The sequence below is a fragment of the Arthrobacter sp. StoSoilB19 genome, from assembly GCF_019977275.1.
Taxonomy (GTDB): domain Bacteria; phylum Actinomycetota; class Actinomycetes; order Actinomycetales; family Micrococcaceae; genus Arthrobacter.
Window position 1 is genome coordinate 2,196,488 of sequence record NZ_AP024650.1, and the last position, 24,006, is coordinate 2,220,493.

The 24,006-nt window shown below is 65.9% G+C and carries 21 protein-coding genes; 19 read left to right on the forward strand and 2 right to left on the reverse strand.

All coding sequences use genetic code 11. From position 1 onward, the window contains the following. Positions 1 to 14: 14 nt before the first annotated feature. The gene (locus tag LDO86_RS10045; protein WP_018771128.1) at positions 15 to 950 is read right to left on the reverse strand and encodes an aldo/keto reductase; all 936 of its coding nucleotides are present in this window, start codon (positions 948 to 950) and stop codon (positions 15 to 17) included. 51 nt (positions 951 to 1,001) lie between these two features. On the opposite strand from LDO86_RS10045, the gene LDO86_RS10050 reads away from it, so the two are divergent. Both LDO86_RS10050 and mshC read left to right on the forward strand, forming a co-directional pair. Next, positions 1,002 to 1,835 (forward strand): undecaprenyl-diphosphate phosphatase, encoded by an 834-nt coding sequence (locus LDO86_RS10050; protein ID WP_018771127.1) that lies wholly within the window; start codon positions 1,002 to 1,004, stop codon positions 1,833 to 1,835. Between the two features lie 15 nt (positions 1,836 to 1,850). Beyond that, on the forward strand, positions 1,851 to 3,128 hold the full coding sequence (gene mshC / locus LDO86_RS10055; RefSeq protein WP_056390347.1) for a cysteine--1-D-myo-inosityl 2-amino-2-deoxy-alpha-D-glucopyranoside ligase: 1,278 nt from the start codon (positions 1,851 to 1,853) through the stop codon (positions 3,126 to 3,128). A 76-nt stretch (positions 3,129 to 3,204) separates the two neighbouring features. On the opposite strand, the gene LDO86_RS10060 is transcribed toward mshC, so the two are convergent. Beyond that, on the reverse strand, positions 3,205 to 4,110 hold the full coding sequence (locus LDO86_RS10060; protein ID WP_018771125.1) for a PAC2 family protein: 906 nt from the start codon (positions 4,108 to 4,110) through the stop codon (positions 3,205 to 3,207). Positions 4,111 to 4,261: 151 nt separating this feature from the next. On the opposite strand from LDO86_RS10060, the gene LDO86_RS10065 reads away from it, so the two are divergent. From LDO86_RS10065 to LDO86_RS10145, 17 genes are all read left to right on the forward strand, one after another. Continuing rightward, on the forward strand, positions 4,262 to 4,993 hold the full coding sequence (locus tag LDO86_RS10065) for an HAD family phosphatase (protein ID WP_026266054.1): 732 nt from the start codon (positions 4,262 to 4,264) through the stop codon (positions 4,991 to 4,993). A 67-nt stretch (positions 4,994 to 5,060) separates the two neighbouring features. Beyond that, the gene (locus LDO86_RS10070; protein ID WP_144600031.1) at positions 5,061 to 6,191 is read left to right on the forward strand and encodes a site-2 protease family protein; all 1,131 of its coding nucleotides are present in this window, start codon (positions 5,061 to 5,063) and stop codon (positions 6,189 to 6,191) included. A gap of 96 nt (positions 6,192 to 6,287) precedes the next feature. After that, positions 6,288 to 7,352, forward strand: coding sequence for a tRNA (adenine-N1)-methyltransferase (locus tag LDO86_RS10075; protein WP_018771122.1), 1,065 nt, complete (start codon positions 6,288 to 6,290; stop codon positions 7,350 to 7,352). 82 nt (positions 7,353 to 7,434) lie between these two features. Then, positions 7,435 to 9,186, forward strand: coding sequence for a proteasome ATPase (gene arc, locus LDO86_RS10080; RefSeq protein ID WP_018771121.1), 1,752 nt, complete (start codon positions 7,435 to 7,437; stop codon positions 9,184 to 9,186). Beyond that, on the forward strand, positions 9,183 to 10,856 hold the full coding sequence (gene dop / locus LDO86_RS10085) for a depupylase/deamidase Dop (protein WP_018771120.1): 1,674 nt from the start codon (positions 9,183 to 9,185) through the stop codon (positions 10,854 to 10,856). Before arc ends, dop begins: the two co-directional genes overlap by 4 nt. Positions 10,857 to 10,940: 84 nt before the next feature. Further along, a complete protein-coding gene (locus LDO86_RS10090) occupies positions 10,941 to 11,144 on the forward strand; it encodes a ubiquitin-like protein Pup (protein WP_018761343.1) in 204 nt (67 codons plus the stop codon). 80 nt (positions 11,145 to 11,224) lie between these two features. Further along, a complete protein-coding gene (gene prcB / locus LDO86_RS10095; RefSeq protein WP_018771119.1) occupies positions 11,225 to 12,046 on the forward strand; it encodes a proteasome subunit beta in 822 nt (273 codons plus the stop codon). A 1-nt stretch (position 12,047) separates the two neighbouring features. Continuing rightward, positions 12,048 to 12,758, forward strand: coding sequence for a proteasome subunit alpha (gene prcA / locus LDO86_RS10100; RefSeq protein ID WP_018771118.1), 711 nt, complete (start codon positions 12,048 to 12,050; stop codon positions 12,756 to 12,758). A 9-nt stretch (positions 12,759 to 12,767) separates the two neighbouring features. After that, positions 12,768 to 14,132 (forward strand): Pup--protein ligase, encoded by a 1,365-nt coding sequence (gene pafA, locus LDO86_RS10105; protein WP_056390354.1) that lies wholly within the window; start codon positions 12,768 to 12,770, stop codon positions 14,130 to 14,132. A gap of 115 nt (positions 14,133 to 14,247) precedes the next feature. Further along, the gene (locus tag LDO86_RS10110) at positions 14,248 to 15,216 is read left to right on the forward strand and encodes an FKBP-type peptidyl-prolyl cis-trans isomerase (RefSeq protein WP_018771116.1); all 969 of its coding nucleotides are present in this window, start codon (positions 14,248 to 14,250) and stop codon (positions 15,214 to 15,216) included. Between the two features lie 64 nt (positions 15,217 to 15,280). Further along, complete coding sequence (locus LDO86_RS10115; protein ID WP_018771115.1) at positions 15,281 to 15,676, forward strand: FKBP-type peptidyl-prolyl cis-trans isomerase; 396 nt, start codon at positions 15,281 to 15,283, stop codon at positions 15,674 to 15,676. A 103-nt stretch (positions 15,677 to 15,779) separates the two neighbouring features. Then, on the forward strand, positions 15,780 to 17,765 hold the full coding sequence (locus tag LDO86_RS10120; protein ID WP_018771114.1) for a WYL domain-containing protein: 1,986 nt from the start codon (positions 15,780 to 15,782) through the stop codon (positions 17,763 to 17,765). A 10-nt stretch (positions 17,766 to 17,775) separates the two neighbouring features. Further along, entirely contained in the window at positions 17,776 to 18,123 is a 348-nt protein-coding gene (locus LDO86_RS10125; protein ID WP_026266053.1) for a hypothetical protein, read from the forward strand. A 32-nt stretch (positions 18,124 to 18,155) separates the two neighbouring features. Beyond that, positions 18,156 to 18,428 (forward strand): Sec-independent protein translocase subunit TatA, encoded by a 273-nt coding sequence (tatA, locus tag LDO86_RS10130; protein WP_018771112.1) that lies wholly within the window; start codon positions 18,156 to 18,158, stop codon positions 18,426 to 18,428. A 48-nt stretch (positions 18,429 to 18,476) separates the two neighbouring features. Next, positions 18,477 to 19,271 (forward strand): twin-arginine translocase subunit TatC, encoded by a 795-nt coding sequence (gene tatC, locus LDO86_RS10135; protein ID WP_018771111.1) that lies wholly within the window; start codon positions 18,477 to 18,479, stop codon positions 19,269 to 19,271. A 20-nt stretch (positions 19,272 to 19,291) separates the two neighbouring features. Further along, positions 19,292 to 22,216: a DEAD/DEAH box helicase gene (locus LDO86_RS10140; RefSeq protein ID WP_018771110.1), complete on the forward strand. Its 2,925-nt coding sequence runs from the start codon at positions 19,292 to 19,294 to the stop codon at positions 22,214 to 22,216. A 57-nt stretch (positions 22,217 to 22,273) separates the two neighbouring features. Next, positions 22,274 to 23,941 (forward strand): amidohydrolase family protein, encoded by a 1,668-nt coding sequence (locus tag LDO86_RS10145; protein WP_018771109.1) that lies wholly within the window; start codon positions 22,274 to 22,276, stop codon positions 23,939 to 23,941. The last annotated feature ends 65 nt before the right edge of the window (positions 23,942 to 24,006 follow it).

A 24,006-nucleotide genomic window follows, 5' to 3' on the forward strand; every position in this document is an offset into this window, starting at 1 on the left:
GCCGGGGCAGGAACTCAGAAGGCGGCGGAGACATCCTCCAAAGCCCGCGCAATCTGCGGTGGCAGCGGTGCGGGCTGGACGTCCAGGAGTTCCTTCAACTGCACCGGCGTGCGGGCGCCGACAATGGCGGTGGCAACTCCCTGCTGTGACAGCAGCCATGACAGTGAGACGTCCTGGGGAGTCCGGCCCAGGCCGTTGGCCGCCATGCATACCGCATCCACGATGCGCGACGGCTTCTCCTCCAGGTAAGGCTCCACGTAGGCCGATTCGCTGGCCGACGCCCCGCGTGACCCGGCGGGGATGCCGCCGCGATACTTCCCGGTGAGGACGCCGCGGCCCAGCGGAGCCCACGCCATCAGCCCAAGCCCGGCATCCTCCGCGGCAGGGATCAGTTCCGCCTCCGCCGTCCGCTGAAGGAATGAATATTCCGCCTGGACGGCAACCAGGGGCACACTGCTGGTGGCTGCGGCCTTCGCAGCCTGCCAGCCCCTGAAGTTCGAAATTCCGGCGTACCGCGCCCGGCCGGTGCGTACCGCAAATTCCAGCGCAGCCAGCGTTTCATCGAGGGGAACGTTGCCGTCCCAGGCCTCAGCAAACCAGAGGTCCACATATTCCGTGCCCAACCTGGCCAGGCTCGCATCAAGTCCGGTGAGCATCGCATTGCGTGACGTGTCCACCGCGCGGCGCCCGTCCGGCGTCGTCATCCCTGCCTTGGTGGAGATGGAAATTTCGGTGCGGGACACCACATCACCCAGGAGTGAGCCAAGGATGGCCTCCGAGCCCCCGCCCGCATACGACGCCGATGTGTCCACGTGCCGGCCGCCCGCATCAAGGAAGGTACGCAGCAACTCGGACGCGTCCTGTTCGTCAGTTTCCCCACCCCAGGACCGGGTGCCCAGGGAGAGGGCGGAAACTCGCAATCCACTGTTGCCGACGTAACGCTGCTGCATAGCAGCAAGCTTACGGGCAGATGCACCACCGCCATGCCGTAGGGTCTTAGCGTGAACTGGTTTGAAGCGGCCCTGCTGGGCCTTGTGCAGGGACTGACCGAATTTCTACCTATTTCATCGAGCGCACACCTGCGGATCGTGGGGGAGTTCCTTCCCAACGCGGAGGACCCGGGGGCGGCCTTTACGGCCATCACCCAGCTCGGCACGGAGACCGCCGTGCTGATCTTCTTCTGGCGCGACATCGTCCGGATCGTCAAAGCCTGGGCCGGGTCCCTCACCGGCAAGGTGCCGCGGCAGGATCCCGACGTCCGCATGGGCTGGCTGGTGATCCTGGGCAGCCTGCCCATCATCGTGCTGGGCCTGCTCTTCCAGGACCAGATCGAATCGGTACTGCGCAGCATGTGGATCGTGGCCACCATGCTGATCGTCTTCGGGCTCTTCCTCGCCGTGGCAGACGCCGTGGGGGCCCAGAAACGGGACCTGGCGCACCTGACCTACAAGCACGGCATCCTCTATGGGCTGGCCCAGGCCCTGGCACTGATTCCCGGCGTCTCCCGCTCCGGAGGCACCATTACCGCGGGCCTGCTGATGGGCTACACGCGCGAAGCCGCCGCACGGTACTCCTTCCTGCTCGCCATCCCCGCGGTCTTCGGCAGCGGGTTGTACCAGCTCTACAAGGTGGTGACCAAGGAAGGCATCTCCGGCCCGTTCGGCCTGCCGGAAACTGCCCTTGCCACCGTGATCGCCCTGGTGGTGGGCTATGTCATCATCGGCTGGTTCCTGAAGTTCGTATCCACGCGCAGCTACCGGCTCTTTGTCTGGTACCGGATCTTCCTGGGGCTGGCCCTGTACCTCCTGCTCGGTTTCGGCGTCATCAGCGCCTAGGACTAGGCTTGGCTTGTGAAATCCTGGACTTCCCGCCCCGTTCCTGCCCTGCCCGGAAACATGCCCGTCATCCGGCTGTTCGATACCGCGGCAGGCCGCGAAGTGGCGCTGGAACCGGAAGCACGGCCGTCCATGTACGTCTGCGGCATCACTCCCTACGACGCAACCCACATGGGCCACGCCGCCAGTTATGTGGCCTTTGACCTGCTGAACCGCGCGTGGCGGGACGCCGGCAGCGAGGTCTCCTATGTGCAGAACGTCACGGACGTGGATGATCCCCTGCTGGAACGCGCCACTGCCACCGGAGTCGACTGGCAGGACCTCGCGGCGGAGCAGGTTGAACTTTTCCAGACGGACATGGAGGCGCTGAATGTCCTGGCGCCGGACCATTACGTTGGCGCCGTGGAGTCGATTGGCCTCATCGTCCCCGAGGTGGAGCGGCTGGTCAGCCTGGGGCTGGCCTACCAGGTTCCCGGCAGCAACGGGGAACCCGACGGGGATGTCTATTACGACGTCGAAGCGGCCGGCAAGCAGTCAACGGCACCTGATGCCTGGTCCCTGGGATGCATCTCCCACCTTGGCGAAAGCACCATGCTGGAGCTTTTTGCCGAACGCGGCGGAGACCCGGGCCGCGCCGGGAAGCGGCAGGCCCTTGATCCGCTGCTGTGGCGGGTGGAACGGCCCGGCGAGCCAAGCTGGCCCGGTGGAAGCCTGGGCGCGGGCAGGCCCGGCTGGCACATCGAATGTACAGTGATCGCCCAAAAATACCTGCCCTCGCCCTTCACGGTGCAGGGAGGCGGTTCGGACCTCATCTTCCCGCACCATGAGATGGGTGCCGGCCATGCATACTCGTTGGCCGGGGTACCGCTTGCCCGGCACTACGCACACGCCGGCATGGTGGGGCTCGACGGGGAGAAGATGAGCAAGTCCAAGGGCAACCTGGTGCTGGTCTCCAGGCTTCGCGCCGCCGGTGAAGACCCGGCAGCAATCCGCCTTGCCATCCTGGCCCACCACTACCGTTCCGACTGGTCCTGGACGAATGAAGGCTTCACCGCTGCCAAGGCAGACCTTGCAGCGTGGCGGAAGGCCCTCGACCACGCCCCGGAAGGTTCGGGCCGCGAACTGCTGGCCGACATGCGGGCGGCGCTGGCAGCGGACCTCAACGCGCCCGCCGCAGTCGCCGCAGTCTCGCGCTGGGCACGTTCAGCGAACGACGGCGGTGCTGCCGCCAGCCCCGCCGACAGCAGCCTGGTCAGGGACGCGGTGGACGCCCTTCTTGGCATCCGGCTCTAGGCTTCGGCTCCACGTCAGCAAACAGACAGGGGCCGGGCCGGGATTCCTCCCGGCCCGGCCCCTGTCCCTTTTAATGTCAGGGCCGGTCCTGGCCCCGCCGCTTCAGGTACCGCTCAAATTCGCGGGCAATGGACTCGCCGCTGGCCTCAGGAAGGTCGGCGGTGTCCTTGGCTTCCTCCAGCTGCCGGACGTAGGCAGCAATTTCCGGGTCCTCGGTGGCCAGCTCGTCGACGCCGCGCTCCCATGCGTCCGCCTCCTCCGCCAGCTCGTGGGTGTCCAGCGGCACCTGCAGCAGTTCCTCGATGCGGTGCAGCAGGGCAAGCTGGGCTTTGGGGGAGGGGGCCTGTGCCACGTAGTGCGGCACCGCGGCCCACAACGATACGGTGGGGAGCCCGGCCAGCAGTGCCACCTCGGACAGGACCCCCACGATCCCCACCGGGCCTTCGTACTGCGAGGCTTCCAGGTTCATGCGTTCCCGGAGCTGGGCGTCATCGGACGACGTGCTGACCGGAATGGGGCGGCTGTGCGGAACATCCGCCAGCAGTGCACCCACCAGCACCACGTAGTCCACTTTCAAAGCCTCTGCATGGACCAGCAACTCCGCGGTGTAAGCGCGCCATTTATAGGACGGCTCGGTTCCCTGCACAAAGATGACGTCCACGTTGGAGTTGGGCGCCGAGGCTTTGTAGATCCTGGTGGAAGGCCATTTGATCTTGCGTTCACCGGCAGAGTTCCTGCGGACCGTGGGGCGCGTGAACTGGAAGTCGTAGTACTCGTCCGCATCAATGGATGCGACTTTCTTGCCACCCCACAACTTGTTCAGGTACCGCAGCGAATCGCTGGCCGCCTCTCCGGCGTCGTTCCACCCTTCAAAGGCGGCAAGCATTACGGTTACGCGCTGTCCGTCAGCCACCGGCTGCAGGAACCGTTCCCGCTCGGGTCCGGCACCTTGTTCGGCGGTGTCTCCCTCGAAGCTATTCATTTCTTCACCCTACGTCCAAGGTGCGCACTCGTGCATGGAATGAAGCGCCGCAAATCGCCGCTAACCGGCGCAAAGGGCACCCCGCCTGCGTCATATTCGCCAAGGGCGTAGCCCACAGCCTCCGCCCAGCCACGCCCCGTAGACTGGCGTCATGCGATTTCCTGCCACCGGTTCCCCGCTCAAAGCTGTCCTATGGGACATGGACGGAACCATCGTGGACACCGAGCCATACTGGATTGCCGCGGAGCGTGCCCTGGTGGAGGCCCATGGCGGCACCTGGAGCCACGACCAGGCCATGCAACTGGTGGGCCAGTCACTGACGTTCTCCGCCGGCCTGCTCCAGCAGGCAGGCGTCGAGCTGGAAATCCGCGAGATCATCGACGCCCTGACCGCCCAGGTCATCAGCAGCGTCCAGCAGCAGGTGCCATGGCGCCCAGGCGCCCGGGAACTCCTCGAAGAACTGCACCTGGCAGGCGTGCGCTGCGCCCTGGTCACCATGTCCGAGGGGCCGCTGGCCCGCCAAGTGGTGGCCAGCCTTCCCCGCCCCTACTTTGAAGTCCTGGTCACGGGTGACACCGTGACCCAGGGCAAACCGCACCCCGAGGCCTACCTGACCGCCGTCGAACTGCTCCAGGAAAGCGATCCTGATCTCGGAATCCACCACTGCGTTGCCCTCGAGGATTCCGTACCGGGCGTGGCCGCGGCCGTAGCCTCCGGCGTCGCCACGGTGGCTGTCCCGCACATCGTTCCACTGCCCGACGACGGCAGCTACGCACTCTGGGACTCCCTGGCCGGCCGCGGCCTGGTGGAGCTTGAAGCCCTGCTCCCCGGGGCGCAGGCAACGGTGCCGGCCGCCACCGCCGCTGGTGACTCCCGTGGCTGATCCAGGCACTCAGCGGGACACCGAACCGGGCACCCCGCCGGGCACCACGGGACGACGCCGTGACGGCATCCCGCTGGGACGCATTGCCGGCGTTCCTGTCGTGCTTGCTTACTCCTGGTTTGTGATCGCGGCCTTCACCGTCATCGCGTACGGGCCCGTGTTGGCGCGGAACAACCCCATGCTGGGCATGAGCGCCTATCTCGTGGCCTTCGCCTACGCCGTCCTGCTCCTGCTCTCGGTGCTGGTCCATGAACTCGCGCACGCCCTCACGGCGAAAATCTACGGATGGCCCACCCAGAAGATCGTCCTCAACCTCTGGGGCGGGCACACCCAGTTCGAGAGCTTCACGTCTTCCCCCGGCCGGTCCGTCCTGGTGGCGTTGGCCGGACCGGCGGCCAATTTTGTCCTCGCCGGCGGAGCCTGGCTGGTCCTGGGCACCAACAGCCTGGGAAGTGTCGCCGAGATCCTGACGAACATCTTCATGTGGGCCAACTTCCTCATCGCCGTCTTCAATGTCCTGCCGGGCTTGCCGCTGGACGGTGGGCGCATTGTCGAATCCATCGTGTGGAAGGCCACCGGGAGCCAGGCGAAAGGAACCGTGGCAGCCGGCTGGGGTGGGCGCATCATCGTCCTGGCGATCGCTTACTGGTTCCTCCTTCGCCCCTACCTCGCCGGCGACCAGCCGGACTTCAGCCTCCTGATGATCACCATCCTGGTGGGCGGCTTCCTGTGGATGGGTGCCTCGGCTTCCATCCAGCAGGGCACGCTGCGGGCACGGCTGCCGCTGGTCAGCGCAGCGGGATTGTCGACGCCGGCCGTTGGGGTGCCTGCCTCGGGCACTGTCCGTGACGCCCTCCGCCTGGCGGCAGAAGGAACGAAGTCCGTGGTGGTGTGCGGACCGGACGGCCGGCCGCAGGGTGTGGTGGACCCCGGCGCATTGGCCTCGGTGCCCGACGCCGCAGCCGATTCGACGCCAGTCACCGCCATTTCGTTTCCCTTGGCTGCGGGAGCCTATGTTCCCGAGTGGTCCAAGGGGCAGGAGCTGATCCAGTTTCTTTCGCAGGTTGAGGGACGGCACTACGCAGTGGTGGACCACAATGGCAAAGTCACCGGGCTGCTCACCCAGGACGTTGTCCTCGCGGCCATCACAGGGAGGCGCCAGCGCACCGATAGGCACCCGCAGGGCCAGAACCGGTAGAGTTACCTGCCGGTCGTGCATTGCCGCCGCCAGGGGCCACAATATCCGTGGGCACTTTGGCCGCGGCACAAAAGGTTTACAGGAGCGAGGAACATCATGAGCAGCGAAACTGCCGTCAACGACGCCACCGGAGCAGCGCAAGCCGGTGCTGCCGCCAGCGGCTCGCAGCCGGTGGGAGCCGCCCGTCGCCGCGGCCCCTTCAGGGAAGGCGAGCGTGTCCAGCTCACCGACGAACGTGGCCGCATGAATACCATCACGCTTGAACGCGGTGGCGCCTTCCATACGCACCGGGGCTTCCTGAACCACGATGAGATCATCGGCAAGGTGGACGGCTCCGTTGTGGTGAACAACGTCGGCCAGCAGTACCAGACCCTGCGCCCGCTGCTGTCCGACTTCGTGCTGTCCATGCCGCGCGGCGCCGCCGTGGTCTATCCCAAGGACGCCGGCCAGATCGTGACCATGGCGGATATCTTCCCCGGGGCCCGCGTGGTGGAGGCCGGCGTCGGCTCCGGTGCCTTGTCCATCTCCCTGCTCCGCGCCGTGGGGGACAACGGCTACCTGCACTCCTTCGAGCGGCGTGAAGAGTTTGCGGACATCGCCCGGGGAAACGTGGAGACCATCTTCGGCGGCCCGCATCCTGCATGGCAGATCTCGCTCGGCGACTTCCAGGAGGAAGTGGTCAAGGCTGAAGAGCCCGGCTCCGTGGACCGCGTGGTCCTGGACATGCTGGCGCCCTGGGAATGCCTCGACGCCGTCGCCACCGTGCTTGCGCCCGGCGGCGTCTGGATCAACTACGTAGCCACGGTCACCCAGCTCTCCCGTACGGCCGAGGCGATCCGCGCCGACGGCCGCTTCACTGAACCTGACGCCTGGGAATCGCTGGTCCGCGGCTGGCACCTTGAGGGTCTCGCGGTCCGGCCGGACCACCGGATGGTGGCCCACACCGGGTTCCTGCTGGTCACCCGCCGGCTCGCCGACGGTGTGACGGGCATCTCGGTCAAGCGGCGGCCGTCCAAGACCGAATTCAACGAAGAGGATGTCAATGCCTGGACTCCCGGTGCTGTTGGGGAGCGGGCGGTGTCAGACAAGAAGCTGCGGCGGGCAGCCCGGGACGCCATCGCCGGAACGAATGTGGTGGACACGCCCGAGGTTACGAACTAGTCCACATTTCGGGAGTCTCCATCCCTACCCGGCATCTTGGGACTAATGTCTTAAGAGAAGCGCAGGAAGGGGCTGATACATCATGGAGACACCAAACCAGGACTCCGGACGTACACCGGCAGAGCAGTCTGCCGCCAACGACCTCTCGGTTGCTGACCGCCAGGTCAACATACTTCGGGACAAGCTCAGGCACATCGACCGCCAGTTGGCAGCGGCAACGCAGAACAACACCAAGCTGGTCAGCATGCTTGAGACGGCCAAGGCGGAGATCCTCCGGCTGAAAAACGCCCTTGACCAGGAAGGACAGCCGCCGTACAGCTTCGGCACCATCCTCCAGATCAACCCAAAGCGGCAGCCTTCCCCCGGCAACAGCGGACAGGCCGCCACGGAGGAATCGGTGGACATCTTCAACGCCGGCCGGAAGATGCGGGTGGGCATCAGCCCCCTGGTAAACATCAACCAGCTGGCGGTAGGCCAGGAGGTGCTGCTCAACGAAGCCCTCCTGATCGTTGCAGGGCTCGGCTATGAGCGCGCCGGCGAGCTGGCCACCCTGAAGGAGATGCTGGGACGGGACCGGGCCCTGGTGGTGGGCCGGGCCGATGAAGAACGCGTGGTCCGGCTCTCCGGCGCGCTGCAGGCCGAGAAGCTCAGGGTGGGCGACGCCCTCTCCGTGGATTCGCGGACCGGCTACGCACTCGAGAAGGTGCCGCGCTCCGAGGTGGAGAACCTGGTCCTGGAAGAAGTTCCGGACATCACCTACGAGGACATCGGCGGCCTTGGCCCCCAGATCGAGCAGATCAGGGACGCGGTGGAACTGCCATTCCTGCACCCCGACCTCTACCGGGAGCACGGCCTGAAGGCGCCCAAGGGCATCCTGCTGTACGGGCCTCCGGGCTGCGGCAAGACCCTCATCGCCAAGGCTGTCGCCAACTCCCTCGCTGCCCGCGCCGCCGAGCGGTCCGGGAACGTGGACCTGAAGAGCTACTTCCTGAACATCAAGGGCCCTGAACTCCTCGACAAGTACGTGGGCGAAACGGAGCGGCACATCCGGCTGATCTTCTCCCGCGCCCGGGAAAAGGCATCGGACGGCAGCCCCGTAGTGGTCTTCTTCGACGAAATGGATTCCTTGTTCCGCACCCGTGGCACCGGAATCTCGTCCGACGTCGAAACCACCATCGTGCCCCAGCTCCTCAGCGAGATCGACGGCGTGGAACGCCTCGACAACGTCATCGTCATCGGCGCATCCAACCGTGAGGACATGATCGACCCCGCCATCCTCCGGCCCGGCCGGCTGGACGTCAAAGTCAAGATCCAGCGTCCCGATGCCGAAGCCGCCGCGGACATCTTCAACAAATACATCACGCCGGACCTGCCGTTCCACGAATCGGACCTCGCAGAGCACAACGGCGACGTCCAGGCCACGGTTGACGCCATGGTCCAGCGCACGGTCGAAGCCATGTACTCCACTGACAAGTCCAACGAGTTCCTGGAGGTCACCTATGCCAACGGTGACACCGAGATGCTCTACTTCAAGGATTTCAACTCGGGCGCCGTGGTGCAGAACGTGGTGGACCGGGCCAAGAAGTACGCCATCAAGGACCTGCTGACCACGCACCAGAAGGGCCTCCGGATCGAGCACCTGCTGCGCGCTGTGGTGGACGAGTTCCGCGAACACGAGGACATGCCCAACACCACCAACCCCGACGACTGGGCACGTATCTCCGGCAAGAAGGGCGAACGGATCACCTACATCCGCACCATCGTCCAGGGCAAGGCCGGCCAGGAGCCGGGCAAGTCCATCGAGACGATGCCGACCACGGGACAGTATCTATGACGGGTGCAAAGGGACCCGCTGCCGGGGAAGCGCTCCCCGTCGGCGGGGCCATGCGGGTCATGGGGGCGGAAACCGAATACGGCATCCACGCCCCCTCCGCACCCTCGGCCAACGCCACCATGATGAGCGCGCGGGTGGTGCAGGCCTATGCCCAGGTCACCAGGCAGCGGGCGGCCGGCGGGGCCGAGACCCGCTGGGACTATACCGACGAAGAGCCGCTGCACGATGCCCGGGGTTGGACCGTGGACCGGGGAGCTGCACACCCCACCCAGCTGACCGACCAGCCACCGGTGCTTGACGCGGAGGCGGTGGCCCTGGCCTACGGGCGCGAGGAACTCGAACTGGACGGCCAGGACGAGTCGGGGACGCTGCTCATGAACATGGTCCTGGGCAATGGCGCCCGGCTGTACGTTGACCACGCCCATCCGGAGTATTCAAGCCCCGAGGTCACCAACCCACGGGACGCTGTGGCCTGGGACGCTGCCGGCGACCTTGTGGGGCTGGCGGCCGTGCGCCGGCTGGCGGCGGACCCGGCGCTCCCGCCGGTCAACCTTTACAAGAACAACACGGACAACAAGTCCGTGTCCTACGGTTCGCACGAGAACTACCTCATGCCCCGTTCCGTCCCTTTTGGCGACATTGTCCGCGGGCTCACGCCATTCTTCATCAGCCGGCAGGTGGTCTGCGGGGCCGGGCGGCTCGGGATAGGACAGGACAGTTCAACCCCGGGCTTCCAGGTCAGCCAGCGGGCCGACTTCTTCGAAGCCGAGGTCGGCCTGGAAACCACCATCCGCCGGCCCATCATCAACACCCGCGACGAGCCCCATTCCACCGCCGACAAGTACCGGCGCCTGCACGTCATCATCGGTGACGCCAATCTCAGCCAGGTGTCCAACTACCTGAAGTTCGGCACCACGGCCATGGTCCTGAGCCTCATTGAGGCAGGGCTCGCCCCCAAAATCGAAGTCTACGAGCCGGTGGCAGCGCTCAAAACGGTGAGTCACGATACCTCGCTGACAGCAAAGCTGCGCCTGTTGGACGGACGGCGGGTCACGGCGCTGGACCTTCAGTGGATGTACCACGAAGCCGCAGCCAAACTCGCCCAGGACACCGGCGTCGGTGACGCCGTGGACGGTGACGGGCACACACACGAGGTCCTGGAACGGTGGGCTGCCGTTCTCACCCAACTGGACAGTGACAGGGCCGCGGCTGCCAGTTCCGTGGAGTGGCTGGCGAAACTTACCCTGCTTGATGGGTACCGCCAGCGTGATGGACTGGAGTGGAGCGATGCCCGGCTTGGCCTGGTGGATCTCCAGTGGTCCGATATCAGGCCGGAGAAAGGCCTCTACTACCGCCTGTTGTCCAGGAACCGGATGCAGCGCGTGGTGGACGATGCTGCCATCTCCGCCGCCGTGGCCGAGCCCCCCGCCGACACCCGGGCCTTCTTCCGCGGAAAGTGCATCAGCAGCTTCGGCAAGGATGTGGTGGGGGCAAGCTGGGACTCGGTCATCTTCGACGTGCCCGGTTACGGACGGCTTCAGCGGGTGCCTACCAGGGAACCACTGAGGGGAACCAAAGCCCTGACCGGAGCGTTGTTTGAGCGCTACCGGGAAGCGGGACCGTTCCTCGGCGAACTGCTGGGACACAACAGTACTCCGCCTGCGGCGTAAACCGCGCCGGAACGCCCGTCCCGTGGCAGGATGGGCATATCGGAGGATCCGCCGGATCCACCGGAGGAAAAAGGAGGGAATCCAATGGCAGGCCAGGAGCAGCAGCAGCCGCAGTCACGCGACAGCCAGGTCGAAGACGACATCCCCGAGGCACCCCCGGCACCGCCCGAGGCGCAGGCTTCGGCGTCGACCGAAGGCGTGGACGACCTGCTCGACGAAATCGACGGCGTCCTGGAATCCAACGCCGAAGAGTTCGTCCGGGCATTCGTGCAAAAGGGCGGCCAGTAACCCGGACCCGGAAGGTGGCGGAAGCCGCGGACGGCCGGAATCTGTACCGACGTTGAAGTACCACGTTCAAGGAGTGATGAGTGCAGGAATCAACCGCCAACCAGGTAGCCGCCAACGCCACCTCGTCCTTTACGGAGCACCTGCAACGGGACCGGCCCGAGCTACTGCCCTTTAGCCGGTCCCTCCAGGGCGGCGTGTCCGGGGCTGCGCCGTTGCAGGTTCCGCACGCCACCACGATCGTGGCCATGAGTTACGGCGGCGGTGTCCTGATGGCGGGCGACCGGCGCGCCACCATGGGAAACATCATTGCCAGCAGGCACATCGAGAAGGTCTTCCCGGCAGACCACTTCTCTGTCCTTGGCATAGCCGGCACAGCCGGAATAGCGATTGACCTGACGCGGCTCTTCCAGGTTGAACTTGAGCACTACGAAAAGATTGAAGGAACCCAGCTCAGCCTCGAAGGCAAGGCGAACCGGTTGGGGGCCATGATCCGGGGCAACCTTCCCATGGCCCTGCAGGGCCTTGCCGTGGTGCCCCTGTTTGCAGGGTTCGACACCAGCGCCGGTGTCGGACGGCTGTTTTCCTATGACGTCACCGGGGGCAGGTACGAGGAACACGAACACCATACCGTGGGTTCCGGTTCCGTCTTCGCCCGCGGAGCCCTGAAGAAACTCTGGCGGCCCAACCTCACCCCGGCTGAGGCGCTGTCCGTCGCCGTGGAGTCCCTGTACGACGCCGCCGACGACGATTCCGCCACGGGCGGCCCGGATACCGTCCGGCAGTTGTGGCCCGTGGTTTATACAGTGGACAGGACGGGAGCCCGCCGGGTGCCCGAGGCCGAACTCGCGGCTGCTTCGCGCAGCGTGATCGAAGCGCGCACCATCGCCGGACGGGAGGCCTGAGATGACCCAGCAGTTTTATGTCTCGCCCGAACAGCTGATGAAGGACCGCGCGGATTTCGCGCGGAAGGGCATCGCCCGCGGCCGGTCGGTGGTTGTCATCAGCTGCGCGGACGGCATCGCACTCGTCGCCGAGAACCCATCGCCGTCCCTGCACAAGATCGGTGAAATCTACGACAAGATCGCGTTCGCCGCCGTGGGCAAGTACAACGAATTCGAAAGCCTGCGCCAGGCCGGCGTCCGCTATGCCGACGTCCGCGGGTACTCGTATGACCGCGAGGACGTCACCGCCCGCGGCCTGGCGAGCGTATACGCCCAAAGCCTGGGTGCCGTCTTCACCGCAGAGCAAAAGCCGTTTGAAGTGGAACTGGCAGTAGCCGAAGTGGGCTCCACGCAGGCCGAAGACCACCTGTACCGGCTGACCTTCGACGGTTCCATCGCCGATGAGCACAGCTTTGTGGTCATGGGCGGCCAGGCAGACAAGGTGTCGTCAACCATCGAGGCAGGATGGCAGGCGTCCCTGGGCTTCGCCGACGCTGTCCGGCTGGCTTTGAAGGGTCTCACGCCTGCCCAGGAGGGTGACCAGCCGGCAGCACCGCTGCCGCCCGGCGCCCTCGAGGTGGCAGTTCTGGACAGGCTTTCCGAAAGCTCCCGCGGCTCCCGGCGTGCTTTCCGCAGGCTGAACGACGCGGACATCACAGCACTGCTGGCCTAGGAGGACGACATGGACAAGAGAATCTTCGGCATCGAAACCGAGTTCGGGATCTCTTACTCGAGCCCCGACTCGAGGCCGCTGGCCCCGGAAGAGGTGGCCCGGTACCTCTTCCGAAAGGTGGTCAGCTGGGGGCGCTCGTCCAACGTGTTCCTCACCAACGGTTCGCGGCTGTACCTCGACGTAGGATCCCACCCGGAATACGCCACCGCCGAATGCGACGACCTCGCCCAGCTGATCGCCCATGACCGTGCGGGTGAGCTCATCCTGGATGACCTGGTTGATGAGGCCCAGGCCCGGCTGGCGGCCGAGGGCTTCAACGGCACCGTATACCTTTTCAAGAACAACACCGACTCTGCGGGCAACTCGTACGGCAGCCACGAGAACTACCTCATTCCCCGCCGTGGGGAATTCTCCCGCCTGGCCGAAATCCTGATCCCGTTCCTGGTCACCCGCCAGCTCATCGCCGGCGCCGGAAAGATCCTGAAGACGCCGCATGGCGCCACCTATGCGTTCTCCCAGCGGGCCGACCACATCTGGGAGGGAGTGTCCTCAGCCACCACACGGTCGCGGCCCATCATCAACACCCGTGACGAGCCGCACGCGGACGCGGAGTTTTATCGGCGGCTGCACGTCATTGTGGGCGACTCGAACATGTCAGAGGCGACCGCCCTGATGAAAGTCGGAACCGTTGACCTGGTCCTTCGGATGATCGAAGCGGGCGTGATCATGCGCGACATGCGGATGGAAAACCCCATCCGCAGCATCCGCGAGATCTCCCACGACCTCAGTGGCCGGGCATTGGTCCGCCTGGCCAATGGACGCCAGCTCACCGCCCTTGAAATCCAGCAGGAATACCTCACCAAGGTCACGGCCTTCGTCAATGAACACGGCGCCCACAACCCGCATGTACCGCTGATCCTGGATCTGTGGGAGCGGACGCTGCATGCCATTGAATCCGGTGACACCAAGGGCATTGACACCGAAATCGACTGGGCCATCAAGAAGAAGCTGATGGATAACTACCGCGAACGCCACGGCCTTGGCCTGGACGCGCCCCGCATTGCCCAGCTTGATCTGACGTACCACGACATTTCCCGCAGCCGGGGACTTTACTACCTGCTGCAATCCCGTGGAGCGGTCCGCCGCATCGTGGACGACACTGTCATCAAGGGGGCGGTGGACGCGCCGCCGCAAACCACCAGGGCCAAGCTGCGCGGCGACTTTGTCCGCCGCGCGCAGGAGTTGGGACGCGACTACACGGTGGACTGGGTGCACCTGAAACTGAACGACCGCGCCCACCAGACGATCTTGTGCAAGGATCCGTTCCGCAGCGTCGATGAGCGCGTCGATGCGCTTCTGGACTCTATGGGCTGACGTCCAGCTTCAGGGTCTATTCTGGATAAGGTCCTTTTAACGGGACCTCTTCACGGCATGCTCCGCCGCCATGCGGAGTGTCGTATCCACCCTGCCCCGACGAAAGTTTTCCTACGTGCGCCGACTACTAGCAATCCTCCTTCCCGGCCTGCTGCTCCTGACCGCCTGCGGAGGCACCGCCTCCCAGCCAGAGCCCAGCAGCCAGTCCGCCGGGGAGACTGCAAAGTTCGACTCCCTCAAGCTGACCGACAACGGGGACAAGAAGGCCCCTGGCGTGGACTTTGACAAGCCACTGGCCGTGACCCAGCCAACCATCAAAGTGGTTTCCGAGGGCAAGGGCGACGCCGTAAAGGCCAACCAGGTTGCCAAGATTTCCATCCTCGCCCTGAACGGCACGGACGGCTCCCAGCTCGAGGATACGTTCCCCAACGAGCCGGAAAGCCTGGAGCTGAATGACGAGCTCAAGACCAGCAGCGCAGTCATCTACAACGCTTTCGTGGGCGCCAAGGTTGGATCCAGCCTTGCACTGGCCGTTCCCGGCCAGCAGAGCGCGGCATCGGCCAGCCCCAGCCCTTCCGACGGCGCCAGCCCCAGCCCGAGTCCGGAAGCCGGGCCCACCCAGCTGCTGATCATCAAGGTGCTCTCCGCATCCGATCCCACCCCGGTCCTGGACAAGCCCCAGGGCGAAACCGTGACGCCGCCGGCCGGGCTGCCTACCGTTACTGAAAAAGACGGCGTCCCCGAAATCAACGTTGCCGGTGCGGCTGCCCCCACATCCCTCGTGTCCCAGGACCTGATCAAGGGCTCCGGCGCCACCGTCAAGGAGTCCGACACGCTGACCGTGAATTACGTCGGCGTCAACCTGGCAGACGGCACCAAGTTCGATTCCAGCTTCGACCGCGGCCAGCCGGCCACCTTCCCGCTGACCGGGGTCATCAAGGGCTGGACCCAGGGCCTCGCCGGCAAGACCGTTGGGTCCCGCGTCCTGCTGGTCATCCCCAAGGACCTGGCCTACGGCGACGCCGGCCAGGGGCAGGCAAAGGGCGACCTGGTCTTCGTAGTGGACATCCTCGGGGTCAAGTAGCAAGACTTACATGGACGCCGCGTCCCTCGCGGCACCCCATCAGCATTTACGCATAGGAGCAAGCATGTCATTTGGACAGCGGGAATTTGACCGCCAGAAGCCCGAAATCGATTTTCCGGAGGGCGACGTCCCCACGGAACTCGTCATCACAGACCTGATCGAGGGTGACGGCCGGGAAGCCAAGGCAGGGGACACCGTCTCCACCCACTACGTCGGCGTTGCCTGGTCCACCGGCGAGGAATTCGACGCCTCCTGGGGCCGCGGTGCACCCCTGGACTTCCGCGTCGGCGTCGGCCAGGTCATTCAGGGCTGGGACCAGGGCCTGCTGGGCATGAAGGTCGGTGGCCGCCGCCGCCTGGAGATCCCCTCCGAGCTGGCCTATGGCTCGCGCGGTGCCGGTGGCGCGATTGCTCCCAACGAGGCACTGATCTTCGTCGTGGACCTCGTGGCAGTGCGCTGACCCAGGCGCCAACACAGCCGGGAGCGCGGCAGTACTGGAGGAAGTTCCTCCGGTACTGCCGCGCTTTCTGCTTTCATCGGGGGAGTTTAGTAACGTAACGAGCGTGTCCCTATCCCGCACCGAACGACTCCTCAACCTGCTGATTGCGCTGCTCAACACCCGCTACGGGCTGCACCGCAGCGAACTGCGCGAAAAGGTCTACCACGACACCTCCGGCAATGACGTTGCGTTCGGACGGATGTTCGAGCGGGACAAGAATGACCTGCGGGCAATGGGCTTCGACGTGGAGACACTGACGGACATGGGCTGGAGCGAGGACGACCCCGCCACCACCAGGTACCGGATCGGCAAGGAGTCCAACCGGCTCCCGGACGTCCAGCTGGGGCCCGACGAGTGGACCGTCCTGCTGCTGGCCTCCCAATTATGGGAGCGCGCGGCACTGGGCACCGCCGCCCAAAGCGCGCTCCGCAAACTCCAGGCCGCCGGCAGGATGGCGGACGTGGAACTGCCGGCCGGGGTCCAGCCCCGGATCAAACCCGCCGGCCAGGCCTTTGATGACATCGTGGCCGCCATGCACGCCCGGCATCCGGTCACTTTCACGTATCTCGCCGGCACCACCGGCAAAGAGGAGGAGCGCACCGTCGAGCCCTGGGGCCTGGGCAGCCGCTTCGGCCAGTGGTACCTCATGGGCTACGACCGGGCACGCGAGGCACCCCGGCATTTCCGCCTGTCGCGCTTCACCAGTGCCGTGACCACATTGGCGAAGGAGCAGTACACGCCGCCGGTGGACTTCAGTATCCGCGCAGAGCTGGACCTGTTGCCGGAACTGCCGCTGCGCACTGCCGTCGTGGACGTCAAGGAGGGGCACCTGCTGGCCCTCCGCCGTCGTGCTGTTCAAGCCACCCAGGACCAGGCCACAGGCCGGCCAGGTGCGGGCTACGACAGGCTCTTCATCGAGTACCGGGACCCGGAGGTGCTTGCCGAAGAGCTGGCCTCCTACGGACCCGATGCCCTGGCAGTGGAACCGGCTGAACTTGCTGCCGCCGTGAGGCGCAGGCTCCAGGCGGCGGCCGCGTTCAGCGACGCACCCGTCCCCGACTACACGTTCGCCGATGCCCGTGCCCGGACCGCCCGGAAGGGAACGTCTGAGGACCAGCTCAAGCGCATGCTGCAGTTGGTCCCCTTCCTGGTCCACAACCAGGGGCTGCACATCCAGGACGTCGCAAAGCACTTCGGCGTCACCCGTGAAGAGCTCGAGTCAGACCTCCGGATCCTCATCTGCTCCGGGCTGCCGGAGGGTTATCCGGACGACCTGCTCGATATCCAATGGGAAGACGACCACGTCTTCATTACCCAGGACCTTGACCTGAAGAAACCTGTCCGGTTTACCGTGGCGGAGGCATGCGCTTTGCTGACAGGTCTTGAAACGCTCAACGGCCTGCCGGACCTTCCCGGCGGCGGCGCGCTGGAGTCGGTTACCTTGAAGCTCCTGGCGGCCGCAGGCGAGGAAGGGCTGCAAGCTGCCTCCATTGCCGGGCCGGAGGTTGCACCTGCCGACGCCGCAACCCATGCCACGGTCCGCCAGGCCATCGAGACCCGCTCCCAGCTCCACCTGACCTACCTTTCACCCCAGCGTGACGCCGTCACCGAGCGCGACGTTGACCCGCTGCGGCTGTATTCCCTGGACAACACCTGGTACTTCGAAGCCTGGTGCCACCTGGTGGACGGGCTGCGGAACTTCCGCCTGGACCGTGTACAGGACGTTCACCCCAACGGAGCGCCTGCCGCCCCGCACGGGATACCGGAGGGCGGGGTCCCGGCCAAGCTATTCACCCCGAACGACGACGACACCACCGTCACCGTCCAGCTCACCCGGCAGGGGAGGGGGCTGGCGGAGGACTACTACGCGGAGCGTACCGCGGAGTTGCCCGACGGCGGCCTGGTGGCAGAGATCCGGTTCGGCAACACGGCGTGGCTGCCGATGTTCGTGGCCCAGCATGGCGGTTCAGCCCGGATTCTGGCCCCTGCGGAGCTGGCTTCCGCCGCGCGGGACTGGCTTGCGGCCTCGCTGGCCGGCTACGACCGATAGACTTCTCACCATGCCTTGGTGGTCCTGGATTCTCATATGGGTGGCGCTTGTCGCCGTTGCCCTGCTGTTCTATGTCCTGCTGGGCATCCGTCTCTTCCGACAGTTCATGGCCACGGTGAAGGACCTCGCTGCCGCGGGCGAAAAGCTGGGACACCTGAGCCCCGTCGAGGTGGCGGGTGAACCCGCGGATCCGTCCGGGCCCCTGCCGGGTTCTGCCGTTTTTGCCTCGCCCGCCGTCATGCGACATGATTACGAGGCATCCAAATGGGCCCGGCGCGAGGAACGCCGCCGTCGGCGAGTGCAGCGTAAAAAGGACCGGGGCCAGCCGCAGGCGCTCGGAGATCTCGACTTCACATAGAAGTAGGATGTACTTAGAGGAAAGGATTTCCCGTGGGAAGACTCTTTGACGGCCCCTGGCCGATCGTAATCATCATCGTTGTAGCTTTGCTTCTCTTCGCCGCCCCCAAGCTTCCGGCCATGGCCCGCAGCCTGGGACAGTCCATGCGGATCATCAAGTCCGAGGTGAAGGAAATGAAGAACGACGGCAAGGCCGACACCACCGACGCAAACGGTCCGGTGGAAGGCACCATCGTGAACCACCCCAAGGCGAAGCCCGGTGAGCCGACAGACGGCACTGACGTTCCGCCGTCGACCCGCGCCTGACCTCCCGTGGCACTGTCGCGGGCCCGTAAAGCCAATCCCGAGGGGCGGATGTCACTTTGGGAGCACCTCAAGGAGCTGAAGAACCGGCTGATCAAGTCGGCCATCGGCGTCGTCATTGGCGGCATTGGGGGCTGGATACTTTACGATCCGCTGCTGAAGGCTTTGGCCGAACCGGTTAACCGCATTTCCGATGAGACCGGCGGCCTTGCCGCCATCAACTTCGGGACCATCGCATCACCGTTCGACTTCAAGCTCCAGATGTCGCTCCTCATTGGCGCCGTCATCTCCAGCCCCATCTGGATCTACCAGCTCTGGGCCTTCATCACGCCCGGGCTGACATCGAAGGAACGGCGCTACACGCTGGGCTACATGGCTGCTGCCATCCCGCTCTTCCTGGCCGGAATCTGGGTGGGGTGGCTCGTGGTGCCGCAGGTGGTCCACGCGCTGACCCAGTTCACCCCGGCAGGCTCCTCCAGCGTCATCGATGCGCGGACCTACATCGAGTTCGTCACCCGGATGGTGCTCATGCTGGGCCTGGCCTTCCTGGTGCCCGTAGTGCTGGTGGGCGTCAACATGGCCGGGCTCGTATCCGGCCACACCATCCTCAAGGCCTGGCGCATTACAGTCTTCCTGGTCTTCGTCCTGGCCGCCATTGCCGCGCCGGGCGCGGATGCGATTTCGATGTTCATGCTTGCCGGACCGCTGCTGGCGCTGTTCTTCGCGGCAATCGGCATCTGCATCATGAACGACAAGCGCCGCGACCGCCGCCAGGCCCGGCAGGTCGAGGAAACCGAGGCCACAGCGGACGTCGCAACCCCCAGCAGCGAACTGAAGAAGCTCTAGCCTGCCGTTAGGCTTGGGGTATGTCCTCCACCACCGGACCCTTCTCCGCCGGGCCCATCGATCCTGAAGAAATGTCGCCGGCCGAGAGGTACCGTGCCAGCGCCGAACGCCGGGCCGAGGCCGCCACCTACCTCGGGGCGTTTATCCGGACCCTGGACTTCGAGCTTGACGACTTTCAACGGCAGGCCTGTCTTTCCCTGCAGCAAGGCAAGGGAGTCCTGGTGGCTGCCCCTACCGGTGCCGGGAAGACCATCGTGGGGGAGTTCGCCATCTACCTCGCGCTGCAGCGGGGACTGAAAGCCTTTTACACCACACCCATCAAGGCGCTCAGCAACCAGAAGTTCAGTGAACTCACCGCTAAATATGGTGCGGACAATGTGGGCCTCCTGACCGGCGACACCAGCATCAACGGGGATGCCCAGGTGGTGGTCATGACCACCGAGGTCCTGCGGAACATGCTCTACGCTGATTCGGCCACTCTGGGCGACCTCGGCTACGTGGTCATGGATGAGGTGCACTACCTCGCCGACCGGTTCCGCGGGGCTGTCTGGGAGGAAGTCATCATCCACCTGCCCAGCGAGGTCCAGGTCGCCTCACTGAGTGCAACCGTTTCAAATGCCGAGGAATTCGGGGCCTGGCTGGACACCGTCCGCGGCGACACAGACATCATCGTCTCCGAGCACCGCCCGGTGCCGCTGTGGCAGCACGTCATGGTGGGCCGCCGGATCATGGACCTGTTTGCCGGAGAAACCACCTTCGACGAGATCGCTCCGCCCGTGGAGGAAGACGACCTGCAGCCGGCCGCGTCCGGCACATCCCCCGACGCCGGCAAGGGACGTGGTTTCGACGTCAACCCGGACCTGCTGGCAGTGGCCCAGAGCGAGATGCGGCAGAGCTTCCGCAGCAGGCCCGGCCCCGGCGGAAGGGGCCAGCGCGGCCGGCGCGGAAACGACCGCCCCGCCCGTGGCGGCGAGAACACGGGAGTGCGCCCCGCCAGCCGCCCCCAGGTCATCGCCAGCCTGGACCGGATGGACCTGCTGCCTGCCATCACCTTCATCTTTTCCCGCGCAGGCTGTGAGGCTGCCGTGGCCCAGTGTGTCTCGTCCGGCCTCTGGCTCACCACCGAAACAGAGCAGCGGATCATCGCCCAGCGTGTTGACGAGGCGGGGCAGGACATCCCGGCCGACGACCTTGACGTCCTGGGCTTTTGGACCTGGCGCGACGGATTGCTCCGGGGGTTCGCGGCCCACCATGCCGGAATGCTGCCGACCTTCAAGGAGGTGGTCGAGAAACTCTTTGCCGATGGCCTGGTCAAAGCTGTCTTCGCCACGGAAACCCTTGCGCTGGGCGTCAACATGCCTGCCCGGTCCGTGGTGCTGGAAAAGCTGGACAAGTTCAACGGCGAAGCGCATGTGGACATCACTGCAGGGGAGTACACCCAGCTCACCGGCCGTGCGGGCCGGCGCGGCATCGATGTTGAGGGCCACGCCGTGGTGCTGTGGCAGCCCGGTACAGACCCGACGGCGGTCGCGGGACTGGCATCGCGGCGCACCTACCCGCTGAATTCCAGTTTCCGGCCCACCTACAACATGAGCATCAACCTGCTGGCGCAGTTTGGCCGGGCCAGGGCCCGCGAGATCCTCGAGTCCTCCTTCGCCCAGTTCCAGGCGGACCGCTCCGTGGTGGGCCTGGCCCGCCAAGTGCGCAGCCGCGAGGAATCCCTGGCCGGCTACGCAAAATCCATGACCTGCCACCTGGGTGACTTCACCGAGTATGCGCGGCTGCGCAGGGAACTTTCCGACGCCGAGAACGCCACGTCCCGCACCAAGTCCCGCGTCCGGAAGTCCCTTTGCGACGATTCACTGGCGCGGCTCCTGCCTGGGGACGTGGTCAACGTTCCCGGTGGCCGTGCCCCCGGGCCCGCCGTCGTCCTTAGTTCGGACCACGCCAGCCGCGAGCCGCGGCCGGCCGTGCTGACGCTTGACAACCAGCTGCGCAGGATTGGCGCTGACGACCTCGAGGGTCCCATCGCGCCGGTTACCCGGGTCCGCATCCCCAAGTCCTTCAACGCGAAGGTGCCCAAGTCCCGCAGGGACCTGGCGTCCTCTGTCCGGAACGCGCTGCGTGAGAACCGTCCGCCCGCCCCGGGCCAGAACCGCAACCATGACTTCGGCCGGGCCGCTGCCTTGCCCAACCAGGAAAGGCGCATTGCGGATCTTCGCCGGGCCCTGAAGGCACACCCGTGCCATGGGTGCAGCGAACGCGAAGACCATGCCCGGTGGTCGGAGCGCTGGTGGAAGCTAAGGCGCGAAACGGACGGCCTGGTCCGCCAGATCCAGGGCCGCACCAACACCATTGCCAAAACCTTCGACCGGGTCTGCGACGTCCTGTCCGTCTACGGTTACCTGGAAGACGCGGGAGACGGCCGGCTGAATATCAGCGCGGACGGCCAGCGGCTGCGCAGGATATACGGCGAGAAGGACCTGTTGATCTCGCAGTCCCTGCGGCTGGGCGCATTCAATGACCTCGACGCCGCCGAAGTTGCCGCGCTGGCCAGCGTACTGGTCTACCAGGCCAAACGCGAGGACCGGGGCCTGAGGCCGCGCATGCCCAGCGTCTCCCTGGAGACCGCCGTCGACACAGTGGTGAAGGAATGGTCCGTCCTTGAGGATGTGGAAGAGGAACACAAGCTCCCCCTGACCGGTGAGCCTGAACTGGGACTTGTCTGGCCGCTGTATAAATGGGCCCGTGGCCGCCATCTGCAGGATGTCCTCAGCGGCACCGATCTCGCCGCGGGCGACTTTGTCCGCTGGGTGAAGCAGGTGGTGGACCTTCTGGACCAGCTTGCCAAGATCCCCGGACTGGACCCGCGGCTGGCACGGCTCTGCGCCGAAGCGATCAACCTCATCCGCCGCGGCGTCGTGGCATATTCTTCCGTCCTTTAGCCCCGATGACACCCGGCCGGCCCACGCCGGCACCCCCACACCCCAGGAGTCTGCCCCATGCCGCGCCCCGATGCCACTTCCCAGCCTGATGCCGCCTCCCGGCCCGCCCCGGTCCTGTACCGCAATGGGTCCGTTTACACCGCGGCGGATCCATTCGCAACGGCCATGCTGGTGGACGGCGACACCGTTGCCTGGGTTGGATCTGAGCAGGCCGCATCCTCCATCGCAGACAGTTCCATGGAGATCATCGACCTCCGTGGCGCCCTGGTTGCACCCGGCTTCGTCGATTCGCACATCCACCTGACGGAAACCGGGATCGCCCTGGAATCGCTGCAACTGGCCACGGCCACGTCGGCACGCGCGCTGCTGGACGCCGTCGCCGCGGCTGGAGGGAAAGGGCCGGTGCTCGGCCACGGCTGGGACGAAACCAGGTGGGCGGACTCCGCCCTGCCCAGTGCCGAGGAACTGGAGCGGGCGTCAGGGGGCCGCCCGGTCTACCTTTCCCGGGTTGATGTGCACTCGGCCCTGGTTTCGACGTCCCTTGTACAGTCCGCGGACCTTCGCGGCAAGGACGGGTACGACGGCGGCGCCCGGGTCACGCGGGCAGCCCACGACGCAGCGCGGCTGGCAACCCGGCAGCTGCCCCAGGACGTGCTGAAGCGGCACCAGGCCCGTGCCCTGGCGGAGGCTGCGGCGAACGGGTACGTTGCGCTGGCCGAAATGGGCGCACCGCACATCGGCGGGCCTGAGGACCTGAGGCTGGCCGCAGGATGGAACGACGCCGACAAGGACGCGGCGCGCTTTCCTGAGGTGCTGCCGTACTGGGGGGAGCTGGTTTCGTCCGAGGCGGAGGCCCGGACCCTTGTGGAGCAGCTTGGTGCCGGCGTCCGCGGACTGGCGGGGGATTTGAACATCGACGGGTCGCTGGGTTCCAGGACCGCCGCCCTGCGCGCCGGCTACAGCGATGCCGGGCAGGAACGCGGCAGCCTGTACCTCAGCGTCGAGCAGGCGGCTGCCCACCTTGCCGCCTGCTCCCTTGCCGGAATCCAGGGCGGTTTCCATGTGATTGGCGACGCCGGGCTGGACGCCGCGCTGGAGGCGCTGGACGTGGCGGCCAAGGAAGTCGGGGAGCAGCGGGTGCGGGCGGCGGGCCACCGCTTCGAGCACGTGGAGATGGCTGATGCCGCGGCCGTGGCAAGGCTGGCGCACTACTCGGTGACCGTCAGCGCCCAACCGTCCTTCGACGCAGCGTGGGGCGGAGCCGGGGGCCTCTATGAGCAGAGGCTGGGGGAGCGGAGCCGGTCGATGAACCCTTTCGCTGCCTTCTATTCAGCCGGGGTTCCTGTCTGTTTCGGCAGCGACAGCCCGGTCACGCCCCTCCGGCCCTGGTCCAGCGTGCGTGCCTGTGTGGAACACCACAACGAGGACCAGCGCATTTCCGCGCGCGCAGCGTTCCTGGGGCACACCCGTGCGGGCTGGAGGGCCGCACGGCACGCCAACCCCATGGCCGGCCAACTGGTTCCCGGCGCACCGGCCAGTTTCGCCGTCTGGGAGGTGGAGGAGCTGATGGTCCAGGTGGCTGACGGCAGGGTGCAGTCATGGAGCACCGATCCGCGGGCCAGGACCCCACTGCTGCCCGCACTGGACACAGGCTCCGACCCGGTATGCCTGCAGACCGTGAAAGACGGTGCCGAACTCTACGCCAGCCCGGCCCTGCGTTCCTGACCCATAACCCTCCGCCCTATAATGGGGAGTTGCGCCCGCCGCCGGCCAGCCCGGCATCAGGTGCT